General features: G+C 53.4%; 13 protein-coding genes. 10 read left to right on the top strand and 3 right to left on the bottom strand.

What is annotated here, in order from left to right; translation table 11 throughout:
- Positions 1-65: 65 nt before the first annotated feature.
- Entirely contained in the window at positions 66-1,268 is a 1,203-nt protein-coding gene (gene ackA, locus EnteroDNA1_RS07420) for an acetate kinase (protein WP_033146081.1), read from the bottom strand.
- 337 nt (positions 1,269-1,605) lie between these two features.
- On the opposite strand from ackA, the gene yfbV reads away from it, so the two are divergent.
- From yfbV to EnteroDNA1_RS07400, 4 genes are all read left to right on the top strand, one after another.
- Positions 1,606-2,061 (top strand): terminus macrodomain insulation protein YfbV, encoded by a 456-nt coding sequence (yfbV, locus tag EnteroDNA1_RS07415; RefSeq protein ID WP_023312543.1) that lies wholly within the window; start codon positions 1,606-1,608, stop codon positions 2,059-2,061.
- A gap of 92 nt (positions 2,062-2,153) precedes the next feature.
- On the top strand, positions 2,154-2,648 hold the full coding sequence (locus EnteroDNA1_RS07410; protein WP_069303118.1) for a YfbU family protein: 495 nt from the start codon (positions 2,154-2,156) through the stop codon (positions 2,646-2,648).
- Between the two features lie 11 nt (positions 2,649-2,659).
- Positions 2,660-3,319 (top strand): sugar phosphatase, encoded by a 660-nt coding sequence (locus EnteroDNA1_RS07405; RefSeq protein ID WP_033146080.1) that lies wholly within the window; start codon positions 2,660-2,662, stop codon positions 3,317-3,319.
- A gap of 75 nt (positions 3,320-3,394) precedes the next feature.
- Positions 3,395-5,227 (top strand): SLC13 family permease, encoded by a 1,833-nt coding sequence (locus tag EnteroDNA1_RS07400; RefSeq protein WP_033146079.1) that lies wholly within the window; start codon positions 3,395-3,397, stop codon positions 5,225-5,227.
- Positions 5,228-5,307: 80 nt separating this feature from the next.
- Here EnteroDNA1_RS07400 and yfbR read toward each other — a convergent pair whose 3' ends face one another.
- Both yfbR and alaA read right to left on the bottom strand, forming a co-directional pair.
- Complete coding sequence (gene yfbR, locus EnteroDNA1_RS07395) at positions 5,308-5,907, bottom strand: 5'-deoxynucleotidase (protein ID WP_023312539.1); 600 nt, start codon at positions 5,905-5,907, stop codon at positions 5,308-5,310.
- A gap of 94 nt (positions 5,908-6,001) precedes the next feature.
- Positions 6,002-7,216 (bottom strand): alanine transaminase AlaA, encoded by a 1,215-nt coding sequence (alaA, locus tag EnteroDNA1_RS07390; protein WP_008500204.1) that lies wholly within the window; start codon positions 7,214-7,216, stop codon positions 6,002-6,004.
- Between the two features lie 937 nt (positions 7,217-8,153).
- Here alaA and lrhA point away from each other — a divergent pair.
- The 6 genes from lrhA to nuoF all read left to right on the top strand — a co-directional run bounded on the left by lrhA (position 8,154) and on the right by nuoF (position 14,583).
- On the top strand, positions 8,154-9,092 hold the full coding sequence (gene lrhA / locus EnteroDNA1_RS07385; protein ID WP_029741933.1) for a transcriptional regulator LrhA: 939 nt from the start codon (positions 8,154-8,156) through the stop codon (positions 9,090-9,092).
- Between the two features lie 631 nt (positions 9,093-9,723).
- Complete coding sequence (gene nuoA / locus EnteroDNA1_RS07380; protein ID WP_014171000.1) at positions 9,724-10,164, top strand: NADH-quinone oxidoreductase subunit NuoA; 441 nt, start codon at positions 9,724-9,726, stop codon at positions 10,162-10,164.
- Between the two features lie 15 nt (positions 10,165-10,179).
- On the top strand, positions 10,180-10,854 hold the full coding sequence (gene nuoB / locus EnteroDNA1_RS07375) for an NADH-quinone oxidoreductase subunit NuoB (RefSeq protein ID WP_003861482.1): 675 nt from the start codon (positions 10,180-10,182) through the stop codon (positions 10,852-10,854).
- Positions 10,855-10,943: 89 nt separating this feature from the next.
- Positions 10,944-12,746 carry an NADH-quinone oxidoreductase subunit C/D gene (gene nuoC, locus EnteroDNA1_RS07370; protein WP_023312537.1) on the top strand — a complete coding sequence of 601 codons (1,803 nt, stop codon included), beginning with the start codon at positions 10,944-10,946 and terminating at the stop codon, positions 12,744-12,746.
- Positions 12,747-12,748: 2 nt separating this feature from the next.
- The gene (gene nuoE / locus EnteroDNA1_RS07365; protein WP_006176513.1) at positions 12,749-13,249 is read left to right on the top strand and encodes an NADH-quinone oxidoreductase subunit NuoE; all 501 of its coding nucleotides are present in this window, start codon (positions 12,749-12,751) and stop codon (positions 13,247-13,249) included.
- Positions 13,246-14,583: an NADH-quinone oxidoreductase subunit NuoF gene (gene nuoF, locus EnteroDNA1_RS07360; protein WP_069303117.1), complete on the top strand. Its 1,338-nt coding sequence runs from the start codon at positions 13,246-13,248 to the stop codon at positions 14,581-14,583. The genes nuoE and nuoF overlap by 4 nt, the downstream gene beginning before the upstream one ends.
- Positions 14,584-14,628 lie beyond the last annotated feature (45 nt).

Raw genomic sequence — 14,628 nt, 5'->3', positions numbered from 1 at the left:
TTTCGTTACCGCCGCAATTGGGCGGGTTACAAAACAGCACCGCCAGCATTGCTGGCGGTGTGGAATCAGGCAGTCAGGCGGTGCGCGTCTTGCGCAATGACCAGTTCTTCGTTAGTTGGGATAACGAGAGCAGGGCGGGTGCCTTCTTTGTTGATGAAGCCAGACTTGCCGAAGCGGGCAGCCAGGTTACGCTCGTGATCAACGTCGAAGCCCAGAACGCCCAGTTTGCCCAGGGACAGTTCACGAACCATTGCCGCGTTCTCACCGATACCACCGGTGAAGATAACCGCGTCCAGACGACCGTCCATCAGCGCAGTGTAAGAGCCGATGTACTTCGCCAGACGGTGGCAGTAAACGTCCATTGCACGTTTAGCGTCTTCTTTCTCTGCGTAGTTGTCTTCAACGTAACGGCAGTCGCTGGTGACTTCGGTCAGACCCAGCAGGCCAGACTCTTTGGTCAGCATTTTGTTGATCTGGTCAACGCTCATGCCCAGGGTGTCGTGCAGGTGGAAGATGATCGCCGGGTCGATGTCACCGGAACGGGTACCCATCACCAGACCTTCCAGCGGGGTCAGACCCATGGAAGTATCAACACATTTACCGTTGCGGATAGCAGAAACAGAACCACCGTTGCCCAGGTGGCAGGTGATGATGTTCAGTTCTTCAACCGGCTTGTTCAGAACTTTTGCGGCTTCCTGAGTCACATAGAAGTGGCTGGTACCGTGCGCGCCGTAGCGACGTACGCCGTGTTCTTTGTACAGGCTGTATGGCAGGGCATAGAGGTAAGACTCTTCCGGCATGGTCTGATGGAACGCGGTGTCGAATACGGCCACGTTTTTGTCTTTCAGATTCGGGAAGGATTTCAGCGCTTCAGCGATACCGATCAGGTGAGCCGGGTTGTGCAGCGGTGCGAAGGACGCAGAGTCCTTGATGCCCTGGATCACAGATTCGTCGATCACGACGGAGCTGGTGTATTTTTCGCCGCCGTGGACGATACGGTGACCAATCGCAGTCAGCTGAGCAGACAGTTCTGGTTTTTGTGCCAGAATAGTGTTAACGATAAAGTTCAGCGCTTCACTGTGAGCGGCGCCTGCACCTAAAGCCGCTTCTTGTTTGCTGCCGTCCATCTTCCACTTGATACGTGCTTCAGGCAGATGGAAACATTCGGCCAAACCAGAGAGGTATTCGTCACCGTTGAGCGCATCGATGATGGCGAATTTCAGTGAGGAGCTACCGCAGTTCAGAACCAGTACTAACTTACTCGACATGGAAGTACCTATTATTGATACGTGGCTAAAAAAACGTCAGTGAGTCTAACAGCGTAACGCATGAGGACTCAGACATTTATGATTAACATCATGCCAAACGAACATTGTGGCATGATGGAAGAAATAACTATGATTTTATGCCATTTTGCACAATTTTCAGCCAATGGCATAATGTGCAATAATTTGACGAGTTAATGATTCTCGTCTAAGGCCCTATCAGGCTGGCACAGGATACCCGATACGGGGTAGAGATGACAAAATATTTTGAACGTTGTCATAGCTTGTTGTGGTTTTGCACGAAAATTTTAATTTTTATATGTGAAGTTGAGGTACAGCCATGTCGACACCAGAGAACCCGTCCGTAAATTTCTTTAGTCTGTTTCGTCGGGGACAGCATTACGCAAAGACGTGGCCGATGGAAAAGCGCCTTGCGCCAATGTTCATTGAGAATCGCACCATCCGCGCTACGCGCTATGCGATTCGCTTTATGCCGCCTGTCGCTGTCTTTACGCTGTGCTGGCAGATTGCGTTGGGCGGCCAGCTTGGTCCTGCAGTCGCGACGGCGCTCTTCGCCTTAAGCCTGCCGATGCAGGGCCTGTGGTGGTTAGGTAAACGGTCCATCACTCCGCTTCCCCCTTCTATTTTACACTGGTTTTATGAAGTGCGCGGAAAACTGGAGGAGGCCGGACAGGCGCTCGCCCCGGTCGAAGGCAAGCCGGACTACCAGGCGCTGGCGGACACGTTAAAGCGCGCTTTTAAGCAACTGGATAAAACATTTCTCGATGATTTGTGATTGATCATCGAAACGACGACGAAAAGAAGGCACAGTAACAATCAGTTACCGTGTCTTTTTTTTAAAGTGCAATGCGCTACAGGAGTCGAAAGATGGAAATGACCCATGCTCAACGTCTGATTTTGTCCAACCAGTACAAGATGATGACTATGCTTGATCCCGATAACGCTGCGCGCTACAGCCGCCTGCAAACCATCGTCGAACGCGGTTTTGGTTTGCAAATGCGTGAACTGGACCGCGAGTTTGGCGAGCTGAAAGAAGAAACCTGTCGCATCGTGATCGACATTATGGAGATGTATCACGCCCTGCTCGTGTCCTGGACGAATCTCAAAGATCAGCAGTCCATCGACGAGCGCCGCGTGACCTTCTTAGGCTTTGATGCCGCAACGGAAGCGCGTTATCTGAGCTATGTTCGCTTTATGGTGAATACAGAAGGGCGCTATACCCACTTTGACGCGGGCACCCACGGCTTCAACGCGCAGACCCCAATGTGGGAAAAATATCAGCGTATGCTGAGCGCGTGGCACGCCTGCCCGCGTCAGTACCATTTAAGCAGCAACGAAATTCAACAAATCATTAATGCCTGACGGAGGTGCGTGTGCAGTGTAGAGGTTTTCTGTTTGATCTGGACGGTACGCTGGTGGATTCGCTGCCGGTTGTGGAGCGTTCCTGGTGCCATTGGGCTGACAGACATGGCATCGACCATCAGGACGTGCTGAATTTTATCCATGGCAAACAGGCCATCACCTCGCTACGGCACTTCCTGGCCGGACGCTCTGAGGACGAAATTCAGGCGGAGTTCAAATACCTGGAACATATTGAAGCCACGGATACGGACGGCATCACAGCCTTACCGGGCGCGCGCGAGCTGCTTGAGCATCTGAACGAGGCGCAGATCCCATGGGCTATCGTTACCTCAGGCTCCATTCCCGTCGCCCACGCCCGTCACAAGGCGGCAGGTCTGCCGACGCCAGAAGTGTTTATCACGGCGGAGCGCGTAAAGCGCGGTAAACCGGAGCCCGACGCGTTTTTACTGGGCGCTGAACTGCTGGGCCTCGCCCCTGAAGAGTGCGTGGTGGTGGAAGACGCGGCCGCTGGCGTACTGGCCGGGCTGAACGCCGGAAGCCACGTTATCGCCGTTAACGTTCCGGCGGGATCCTCCCGGCTGGAGGAGGCAGACTTTGTGCTGGATTCCCTGACGGCGCTGGCTGTTTCGAAAGCCTCTGACGGGGTTGTAACCGTCTCGCTAAAAATGTAATCACATGATATAGCCCCACATTGCTGGGGCTTTTTTATGGCACAATTTCTCATCTCCCACTGACAAGGACATGTTGTGAACGGTGAACTGATTTGGGTCCTGAGCCTGCTTTTAATCGCCATCCTTCTTTTTGCAACGGGCAAGGTACGCATGGACGCCGTCGCCTTGTTTGTCATCGTCGCGTTTGTGCTGAGTGGAACGCTCACGCTACCGGAAGCGTTTTCCGGGTTTAGCGATCCCAACGTTATCCTGATTGCCGCCCTGTTTATTATTGGTGATGGGCTGGTGCGTACCGGCGTGGCGACCATCATGGGGTCGTGGCTGGTGAAGGTGGCGGGCAGCAGCGAAACCAAAATGCTGATCTACCTGATGGTGACCGTCGCCGGGCTGGGGGCGTTTATGAGCTCAACGGGCGTGGTCGCCATCTTTATCCCGGTGGTGCTGAGCGTCTCCATGCGGATGCAGATCTCGCCGTCGCGCCTGATGATGCCCCTGAGTTTTGCCGGTTTGATCAGCGGCATGATGACGCTGGTGGCAACGCCGCCGAACCTGGTCGTCAACAGCGAGCTTATCCGGGAAGGATTCCAGGGCTTCAGTTTTTTCAGCGTCACCCCGCTTGGGCTGGTCATTCTGGTGATGGGCGTGGTCTACATGCTGCTGACCCGGTTTGCCCTGAAAGGTGAAAAACAGGACAAAAATAAAGAAGGGTGGAAGCGACGCACCTTCCGCGATCTGATTAAGGAGTACCGCCTTACCGGGCGCGCGCGCCGTCTGGCTATTCGCCCCGGCTCGCCGATGGTGGGACAGCGTCTTGACGACCTGAAGCTGCGTGAGCGCTATGGCGCGAACGTGATCGGCGTTGAGCGCTGGCGTCGTTTTCGCCGGGTGATTGTCAACGTCAACGGGGTGTCGGAATTCCGCGCGCGGGATGTCCTGCTGATTGATATGTCGACCGCGGACGTGGATCTGCGCGAGTTTTGCAGCGAGCAGCTGCTGGAACCGATGGTGCTGCGCGGGGAGTATTTCTCCGATCAGGCACTGGATGTCGGCATGGCCGAAGTATCGCTGATCCCGGAATCGGAACTGCTGGGCAAAACCGTGCGGGAAATGGGGTTCCGAACCCGCTATGGCCTGAATGTCGTGGGGCTGAAGCGCGATGGCGTAGCGATGGAAGGGGCGGTGGTGGATGAGCCGATCCTGCTGGGCGATATCTTCCTCGTTGTTGGTAACTGGAAGCTAATTAGCCAGCTTGGGCAAAAAGGGCGCGATTTTGTGGTGCTCAACATGCCTGTCGAGGAGAGCGACGCCTCCCCGGCTCACAGCCAGGCGCCCCACGCGATTTTTTGTCTGGTGCTGATGGTGGCGCTGATGCTGACCGATGAAATTCCCAATCCGGTCGCGGCTATTATCGCCTGCCTTCTGATGGGCAAATTCCGCTGCATTGACGCCGAAAGCGCCTATAAAGCCATTCACTGGCCGAGCATTATCCTCATTGTCGGGATGATGCCTTTTGCCCTGGCGCTGCAAAAAACCGGCGGGGTGGATCTGATTGTTAAAGGCTTAATGGACGTTGGCGGCGGGTATGGGCCGTACATGATGCTGGTCTGTCTGTTCATCATGTGCGCCACCATCGGTCTGTTTATCTCCAATACCGCGACGGCGGTACTGATGGCGCCGATTGCGCTGGCGATGGCCAAATCCATGGGCGTGTCGCCGTATCCATTTGCGATGATGGTCGCAATGGCGGCCTCCGCGGCATTTATGACGCCAGTCTCTTCACCGGTGAATACGCTGGTGCTGGGGCCCGGGAATTATAAGTTCAGTGATTTCGTGAAGCTGGGCGTGCCGTTCACCGTGCTGGTAATGGTAGTGTGCGTGGTGTTGATACCGGTCCTGTTCCCGTTCTGATAATTTTGCCGGGTGGCGGCTGCGCCTTACCCGGCCTGTAACCCGCAGGCCCCGCAAACGCAGCGCTGCTGGGCAACAGATTACAAAGGTGAATCCTGGCTAATCTCATCCAGCGACAGATGGAAGCTCGGCACAAACACCTGCATAAAATAGTCCATCTCTTCGCTGCGGCGAGATTCCAGCGTTTTTTCCAGACGCGTTTTCGCCAGTAAAAATTCGTTATTCCCCGCAGACAGCTCTTCCAGACACTTCAGATAGGCGCAGAGCGCGTCGGCCTGCTTGACCAGCGACTTTTCATCTTCCGTGTACTGATGCTCATCGATGAGCGGCTCAAAAATGTCGCGCAACTCATCCGGCACCATGTCAATCAGCTTTTGCTGGGCAATCTTCTCAATGGCCTTATATTCCTGCGCAATTTGCGAGTTGAAATATTTCACCGGCGTGGGCAGGTCGCCGGTCAGCACTTCCGACGCATCGTGGTACATCGCCAGCAGGGCGATGCGCTCTGGATTGACCTGGCCGTTGAATTTGCGGTTTTTAATGGCGGCCAGCGCATGGGCAACCATGGCAACCTGCAGACTGTGCTCTGACACGTTCTCTGTGCGCACGTTGCGCATCAGCGGCCAGCGGTTGATGAGTTTCAGGCGGGAGAGGTGGGCGAAGAAATGACTCTGACTCATAGGTTACCTTTTGTCTTCATTGCGACAGGCGTTCATTGTGCGGGGAGGGGAGGGAAGATGCAAATCAGGCTACCGAAGTAGCCTGATTTTAAGATTACTGATGGTATCCGGAGAGGAAGCGCCCGAAGCGGCTGATGGCCATTTCGAGGTCATCTTCGCGCGGCAGCGTCACGATACGCACGTGATCCGGCCACGGCCAGTTAAACGCTGTCCCCTGAACCAGCAGCACTTTTTCCTGAAGCAGGAAATCCAGCACCATTTTCTGGTCGTCATGAATATTGAAGCGCTTCGCGTCAATTTTCGGGAACATATACAGCGCCCCATTCGGCTTCACGCAGGAAACGCCAGGGATATCGTTGATCAGCTCCCACGCGCGGTTGCGCTGTTCATACAGGCGACCACCGGGAACGATGAACTCGCTAATGCTCTGATAGCCGCCGAGCGCCGTCTGGATCGCGTGCTGCGCCGGAACGTTGGCACATAAACGCATCGAGGCCAGCATCTCCAGCCCTTCGATATAGCCTTTGGCGTGCTTTTTCGGGCCGTTCAGTACCATCCAGCCCTGACGGAAACCGGCCACGCGGTAGGTTTTAGACAGGCCGTTAAAGGTGACGGTCAGCAGATCCGGTGCCAGCGCAGCGATTGAGTGGTGCTGTGCCGCGTCGTACAGGATCTTGTCGTAAATTTCGTCGGCAAAGATGATCAGGTTGTGCTGGCGGGCGAGCTCGACGATCTCCATCAGCAGCTCTTTTGAGTACACTGCACCCGTCGGGTTGTTCGGGTTAATGATCACGATGCCGCGCGTGCGGGGCGTGATTTTTGCGCGAATATCATCGAGGTCCGGGAACCAGTCGGAGGACTCGTCGCACAGATAGTGCACGGCTTTCCCGCTCGACAGTGATACGGCAGCCGTCCACAGCGGATAGTCCGGCGCGGGCACCAGCATTTCGTCCCCGCTGTTCAGCAGCGCCTGCATCGCCTGCACGATCAGTTCGGAAACGCCGTTGCCGATATAGATATCTTCAACGGTCACGTCACGCATACCGCGCGCCTGGTAGTGCTGCATGATGGCTTTACGTGCGGAGTAAAGTCCTTTTGAATCGCAATAGCCTTGTGCAGTTGGAAGGTTGCGGATCACATCAACCAGAATTTCATCCGGCGCTTCAAAACCAAATGGCGCAGGGTTACCAATGTTGAGTTTCAGAACCTTGTTGCCTTCCTCTTCAAGGCGTTTTGCCTCTTTCAGAACCGGGCCGCGGATGTCATAACAGACGTTATCTAGCTTGCTGGATTTTTCGATAGGGGACATGAACCTTTAACCTTTTCGCTATTATTGCCGCTCCCTGCCGTGGAAGTCAGCACGGAATAATGTACTCCCCCCTCGCTTCGTTTTGAAGGGTGTGCAGTAGAAGATTTTGTGCCGGGAGCAAAATTTTGATAAATCTTTTTCGCTGTGCGTTAGCTTTTTTACTGTCTTAAAGTTGTGCACATGGCACGATGATAGGTTAAATGTGCTATTCATTTGTCAGAATTCTGTATATTGTGCTGGTAAAAATAAGTGGTGAACCTGACAACGGTAGCAATCACCCGGCGTGACTTTTCGTAAAACCTGAATGCTTGATACATGTTCCTGTAAAAGCATAATGTGGCTAAAAGTTACTCATGTGAAATTAATGTTAAGTGCCATTAATGAATGGTCTTAATCTAAATTAAAATTTATTTATTATTAACCTATAAAATGCAACTTTAGTTAATTTTAATAAAATTAGTTTAGAAGCTTAACATTCTTCTTTAATCCTCAATATTGCAATAAGACTTATAAATAAAGTGGATTTGGGTTAAGATGTCTTTCAGGAAAGCAGAGGACAGATGCAAGAATTTTGTATATCTGGCCCTGACTTTTCGAATTAATTGATTGTTATTGTTGGAGTTATCTCTGGCTGGAATGTGTCGCACATCTCCTGCTACGTTGACAGCGCTGCGATAAAGATGGCAGAAAAGGTGTTATACCTTTAATGTAATTTACATAAACCTGCGAACATCTAAATATCCTGAACGTTTAAGAGAATAAAAATAACGTCATGAAACGTGCTTTCTGACTGTTGATATAAAGCAGCACAATAACTATCTGTCAGGCAGTCTGCCGGGCCGGGATGCGAGGGAAAACCTTCAGAGGGAATTGCTTAACTGTTACACACAGCTTCAACCCGGGCAGCTCCGCACGAGCAACCTGAAAGTGAATAGATATGATAAATGCAAATCGTCCGATAATGAATCTCGACCTCGATCTGCTGAGAACGTTTGTTGCGGTCGCCGATCTCAACACTTTTGCAGCAGCTGCTGCCGCCGTTTGCCGAACTCAGTCCGCCGTTAGCCAGCAAATGCAGCGGCTGGAGCAACTGGTTGGTAAAGAGCTTTTTGCACGTCACGGGCGTAATAAGCTCTTAACGGAACACGGTATTCAGCTACTGGGTTATGCCAGGAAAATTCTTCGCTTTAATGATGAAGCATGTATGTCATTAATGTTTAGCAACCTTCAAGGGGTGTTAACGTTAGGCGCATCTGATGAGTCAGCGGATACTATATTGCCGTTTCTTCTCAACCGTATTAGTTCGGTTTATCCGAAGCTTGCGCTGGACGTTAGCGTAAAACGTAATGCCTTTATGGTTGAGATGTTAAATGAGCATAAAGTCGACCTTGTGGTGACGACGCATCGTCCCGGGCAGTTTGATTGCCTGACGCTGCGCACATCACCTACGCACTGGTATTGCGCAGCCGAGTACGTGCTGCAAAAAGGGGAGCCGGTTCCGCTGGTCTTGCTGGATGACCCGAGCCCGTTCCGCGATATGGTGCTCACGGCGCTGAATGAGGCCAACATTCCGTGGCGTCTGGCGTATGTGGCTTCCACGCTGCCAGCGGTTCGTGCCGCCGTGAAGGCCGGTCTGGGCGTAACGGCCCGTCCGGTAGAGATGATGAGCCCCGATCTGCGCGTCCTGGGGAAATCCGACGGTCTTCCTGCGCTGCCGGATACGGAGTATCTGCTCTGCCACAATTCGTCCAGCCATAACGAGTTGGCCAAAGTGGTGTTCGAGGCGATGGAAAACTACCATAACCCGTGGCAGTTCGAGCGCGTTACCTCCGAAGGGGGGGATGACTCCCTGATCGTCGAAGGGGATTTTGAGTGATCGATAGCTCAATATTCTGGTAACAAAATGTAAGTGTAAAAAACAGCCACTCGTGTGATTTTCACATGCAGTGGCTTTTTTTACGCAATAATACCCGCTTATGGCGCAAGGGTTTTCAGGATACTCTCTTATTTATCAATAAGCTGAATACTTTTGCTTAAAACTTGTCCGTTTTCCGTTCTAACTTCGCCCATATCCCTCTCATGTTAAAAAAACAGGAAATATGTTGCCGTTTTCCATGTTGAATTAACAAAAGCGTGTCGCAGATCAAGAAAATACTCCTATTTGGGGGGAGGAATCGTTGGCAAATCCTGTCAAAATAGGAGGGTTATTTTTTTTACTTCCGAAACGGACACGATTCAACAACATACATTTGACGGAAAGTCATGCACCCACCAGGGTTAAAGGGCACCAAATGTTAATGAGAATCGCTCGATGTAATTTAATGTGAAGAAACCTTTGTTAAAGTTGACAATAGGTTATAGAAAGGAGTAAAAAACCCCATCATTTTGCTGTCTACGTCTCATTTCTGACAGTTAGTGTAAGGTTATTTGTTCCTCCCCATGAATCGATGTGATGCCCATCTGCCAGCAAGAGCAGTGTCGTTGGTATCACTTTTGATGAGTAAGCAATGAGTATGTCAACATCCACAGAAGTCATCGCTCATCACTGGGCATTCGCAATCTTTCTTATTGTAGCCATTGGCCTGTGCTGCCTGATGTTAGTCGGCGGCTGGTTCCTGGGCGGTCGCGCCCGTGCAAGGCACAAAAACACACCTTTCGAATCAGGTATTGATTCAGTAGGTTCCGCTCGCTTACGCCTGTCTGCCAAGTTCTATCTGGTAGCCATGTTCTTCGTCATCTTCGACGTGGAAGCGCTTTACCTTTTCGCATGGTCAACGTCCATCCGCGAAAGTGGTTGGGTGGGCTTTGTCGAGGCCGCAATTTTCATTTTAGTGCTACTGGCCGGTCTGGTTTATCTGGTGCGTATTGGCGCGCTTGACTGGACGCCTGCGCGTTCACGTCGTGAACACATCAACCCGGAAAACAGTATCTCTAATCGTCAGCAGTAACAGCGAGGCAATAAGATGGATTATACGCTCACCCGCATAGATCCTAACGGTGAGAATGACCGTTACCCCCTGCAAAAACAGGAGATCGTAACCGACCCCCTGGAGCAAGAAGTCAATAAAAGCGTGTACATGGGCAAGCTCGAACATGCCATGCACGATATGGTCAACTGGGGTCGTAAGAACTCCATCTGGCCTTACAACTTTGGCCTTTCTTGCTGCTACGTTGAAATGGTGACGTCATTCACTGCGGTGCATGACGTTGCGCGTTTTGGGGCCGAGGTACTCCGTGCTTCCCCGCGTCAGGCTGACCTGATGGTGGTTGCCGGTACGTGCTTTACCAAGATGGCACCTGTTATTCAGCGTCTGTATGACCAGATGCTGGAGCCAAAATGGGTTATCTCCATGGGCGCATGTGCAAACTCTGGCGGTATGTACGACATTTATTCCGTCGTGCAGGGCGTAGATAAATTTATCCCAGTGGATGTGTACATCCCGGGTTGTCCGCCACGTCCGGAAGCCTACATGCAGGCGCTGATGCTGCTGCAGGAATCTATTGGTAAAGAACGTCGCCCACTGTCGTGGGTTGTTGGCGATCAGGGTGTGTATCGCGCGAACATGCAGTCTGAGCGCGAGCGTAAACGTGGTGAACGTATTGCCGTCACCAATCTGCGTACGCCTGACGAAATTTAATTTGCGCCTGTAGGCCTGGAGAACACCTTCGCATATCACTACTCAAATAGCGCGAAGCCAGGCTCAACAGTCACCACGGACCATTTGCAATGGTGAACAATATGACCGACTTAACCGCGCAAGAAGCCGCCTGGCAGACCCGGGATCATCTGGATGACCCAGTCATTGGCGAACTGCGCAACCGTTTTGGGCCGGATGCCTTTACTGTTCAGGCTACCCGCACCGGGGTACCCGTTGTTTGGGTGAAGCGTGAGCAATTGCTGGAAGTTGTCGATTTCCTTAAGAAATTGCCAAAACCGTACGTCATGCTGTTTGACTTACACGGCATGGATGAACGTCTGCGTACCCACCGCCAGGGTCTCCCTGCTGCGGATTTTTCCGTTTTCTACCACCTGATCTCAATAGACCGTAATACGGATATCATGCTCAAGGTGGCATTGTCTGAAAACGACATGCATCTGCCGACGATCACCAAACTTTTCCCGAACGCGAACTGGTATGAGCGTGAAACCTGGGAAATGTTCGGCATGACCTTCGACGGCCACCCGCATCTGACGCGCATCATGATGCCGCAGACCTGGACCGGCCACCCGCTGCGTAAAGACTACCCGGCACGTGCAACCGAATTCGATCCGTTTGAGCTGACCAAAGCCAAGCAGGATCTGGAAATGGAAGCGCTGACCTTCAAGCCGGAAGACTGGGGCATGAAGCGCGGTACCGACAACGAGGACTTCATGTTCCTCAACCTCGGTCCGAACCACCCGTCTGCGCACGGTGCATTCCGTATTATTCTTCAGCTTGATGGCGAAGAGATTGTCGACTGCGTGCCTGACATCGGCTACCACCACCGTGGTGCTGAGAAGATGGGCGAGCGTCAGTCCTGGCACAGCTACATTCCGTATACCGACCGTATCGAGTACCTCGGCGGCTGCGTCAACGAGATGCCATACGTGCTGGCCGTTGAGAAACTGGCGGGAATCGTTACGCCGGATCGCGTGAACGTGATTCGCGTCATGCTGTCAGAACTGTTCCGTATCAACAGCCACCTGCTGTACATCTCCACGTTCATTCAGGACGTCGGCGCGATGACCCCGGTCTTCTTCGCCTTTACCGACCGTCAGAAAATCTACGATCTGGTGGAAGCGATTACCGGTTTCCGTATGCACCCGGCCTGGTTCCGTATCGGCGGTGTGGCACACGATCTGCCGCGCGGCTGGGACCGTCTGTTGCGTGAATTCCTCGACTGGATGCCAAAACGTCTGGCGTCTTACGAGAAAGCCGCACTGCGTAACACCATCCTGAAAGGCCGTTCCCAGGGCGTTGCTGCCTACGGCGCGAAAGAAGCGCTGGAGTGGGGTACGACAGGTGCAGGTCTGCGTGCGACCGGTATTGATTTCGACGTGCGTAAAGCCCGTCCTTACTCTGGCTACGAGAACTTCGACTTTGAAGTCCCGGTGGGCGGCGGTGTTTCCGACTGCTACACCCGCGTGATGCTGAAAGTGGAAGAGCTGCGCCAGAGTCTGCGCATCCTTGAGCAGTGCCTCAACAACATGCCGGAAGGCCCGTTCAAGGCGGATCACCCGCTGACGACGCCGCCACCGAAAGAGCGCACGCTGCAGCATATCGAAACCCTGATCACCCACTTCTTGCAGGTTTCCTGGGGTCCGGTCATGCCGGCGCAAGAATCCTTCCAGATGATTGAAGCGACCAAGGGTATTAACAGTTACTACCTGACCAGTGACGGCAGCACCATGAGCTACCGTACCCGCGTGCGTACGCCGAGCTTTGCGCACCTGCAGCAGATCCCGTCCGCCATCCGCGGCAGTCTGGTCTCTGACCTGATTGTGTATCTGGGTAGTATCGATTTTGTTATGTCAGATGTGGACCGCTAATTATGCACGAGAATCAACAACCACAAACCGAGGCTTTTGAGCTGAGTGAAGCAGAACGTGCCGCGATTGAGCACGAGATGCACCACTACGAAGACCCGCGTGCGGCGTCCATTGAAGCGCTGAAAATCGTACAGAAACAGCGTGGTTGGGTGCCGGATGGGGCGATCTATGAGATCGCGAAAGTGCTGGGTATTCCGGCAAGCGACGTAGAAGGCGTAGCCACGTTCTACAGCCAGATCTTCCGTCAGCCGGTCGGCCGCCATGTGATCCGCTACTGTGACAGCGTTGTCTGCCACATCACCGGTTATCAGGGTATTCAGGCTGCGATTGAGAAAAAACTCAATATCAAGCCGGGCCAGACCACGTTCGATGGACGCTTTACTCTGCTGCCAACCTGCTGCCTGGGTAACTGCGACAAGGGGCCGACCATGATGATTGATGAGGACACTCACAGCCATCTGACGCCGGAAGCGATTCCTGACCTGCTGGAGCAGTACAAATGAAAACTGTAATTCGTACTGCTGAGACGCATCCGCTGACCTGGCGTCTGCGCGATGACAAACAGCCGGTATGGCTCGACGAATACCAGAGCAAAAACGGCTATGCCGGCGCGCGTAAAGCCCTTGGCGGCATGGCGCCGGACGACATCGTTAATGCGGTGAAAGACTCCGGCCTGAAAGGGCGCGGCGGTGCGGGCTTCTCCACCGGTCTGAAGTGGAGCCTGATGCCGAAAGACGAATCCATGAACATCCGTTACCTGCTGTGTAACGCCGATGAAATGGAGCCGGGCACCTATAAAGACCGCCTGCTGATGGAACAGCTGCCGCACCTGCTGGTGGAAGGCATGCTGATCTCCGCGTTTGCGCTGAAAGCGTACCGTGGCTACATCTTCCTGCGCGGTGAGTACATTGAAGCGGCGGAAAACCTGCGTCGCGCGATTGCCGAAGCCACCGAAGCGGGCCTGCTGGGTAAAAACATCCTGGGTACCGGCTTTGACTTTGAACTGTTCGTGCACACCGGCGCAGGGCGTTATATCTGCGGTGAAGAAACCGCGCTGATTAACTCCCTGGAAGGCCGCCGCGCGAACCCGCGTTCCAAGCCACCGTTCCCGGCAAGTTCCGGCGTATGGGGTAAACCGACCTGCGTAAACAACGTTGAAACCCTGTGTAACGTTCCGGCTATCCTCGCCAACGGCGTGGAGTGGTATCAGGGCATCTCCTCAAGCAAAGATGCCGGTACCAAGCTGATGGGCTTCTCTGGTCGCGTTAAAAATCCTGGCGTCTGGGAACTGCCGTTCGGTACCACCGCACGTGAAATTCTTGAGGACTACGCTGGCGGCATGCGCGATGGCCTGAAATTCAAAGCCTGGCAGCCGGGTGGGGCAGGGACCGACTTCCTGACCGAAGCCCATCTTGACCTGCCAATGGAATTCGAAAGCATTGGTAAAGCAGGCAGCCGTCTGGGTACGGCGCTGGCGATGGCCGTCGACCACGAGATCGGCATGGTCTCGCTGGTGCGTAACCTGGAAGAGTTCTTCGCCCGCGAGTCCTGCGGCTGGTGCACACCGTGCCGTGATGGCCTGCCGTGGAGCGTGAAGATCCTGCGTGCAATCGAACATGGTGAAGGCCAGCCTGGGGATATCGAGACGCTTGAGCAACTGTGTCGATTCTTAGGCCCGGGTAAAACCTTCTGTGCCCACGCACCGGGTGCCGTCGAACCTCTGCAGAGCGCGATCAAATATTTCCGCGACGAGTTCGAAGCAGGCATCAAGCAGCCGTTCAGCAATACCCATGCGATTAATGGGATTCAGCCGAACCTGCTTAAAGCGCGCTGGTAACGACAAGAATTTTGATTAACGCTCGGTTTCGACCGAGCCAACTGG

This window comes from Enterobacter sp. HK169 (assembly GCF_001719105.1).
GTDB lineage: Bacteria > Pseudomonadota > Gammaproteobacteria > Enterobacterales > Enterobacteriaceae > Enterobacter > Enterobacter asburiae_B.
The sequence above is the reverse complement of the archived record's forward strand: the minus strand, read 5'-3'. Positions and strand labels throughout refer to the sequence as shown.

Coding starts and splice junctions, on each gene's coding strand:
- nuoF (WP_069303117.1), top strand. CDS start 13,246: ATGAAAACTGTAATTCGTACTGCTGAGACGCATCCGCTGACCTGGCGT.
- alaA (WP_008500204.1), bottom strand. CDS start 7,216: ATGTCCCCTATCGAAAAATCCAGCAAGCTAGATAACGTCTGTTATGAC.
- yfbR (WP_023312539.1), bottom strand. CDS start 5,907: ATGAGTCAGAGTCATTTCTTCGCCCACCTCTCCCGCCTGAAACTCATC.
- nuoE (WP_006176513.1), top strand. CDS start 12,749: ATGCACGAGAATCAACAACCACAAACCGAGGCTTTTGAGCTGAGTGAA.
- lrhA (WP_029741933.1), top strand. CDS start 8,154: ATGATAAATGCAAATCGTCCGATAATGAATCTCGACCTCGATCTGCTG.
- EnteroDNA1_RS07410 (WP_069303118.1), top strand. CDS start 2,154: ATGGAAATGACCCATGCTCAACGTCTGATTTTGTCCAACCAGTACAAG.
- nuoB (WP_003861482.1), top strand. CDS start 10,180: ATGGATTATACGCTCACCCGCATAGATCCTAACGGTGAGAATGACCGT.
- nuoA (WP_014171000.1), top strand. CDS start 9,724: ATGAGTATGTCAACATCCACAGAAGTCATCGCTCATCACTGGGCATTC.
- ackA (WP_033146081.1), bottom strand. CDS start 1,268: ATGTCGAGTAAGTTAGTACTGGTTCTGAACTGCGGTAGCTCCTCACTG.
- nuoC (WP_023312537.1), top strand. CDS start 10,944: ATGGTGAACAATATGACCGACTTAACCGCGCAAGAAGCCGCCTGGCAG.
- yfbV (WP_023312543.1), top strand. CDS start 1,606: ATGTCGACACCAGAGAACCCGTCCGTAAATTTCTTTAGTCTGTTTCGT.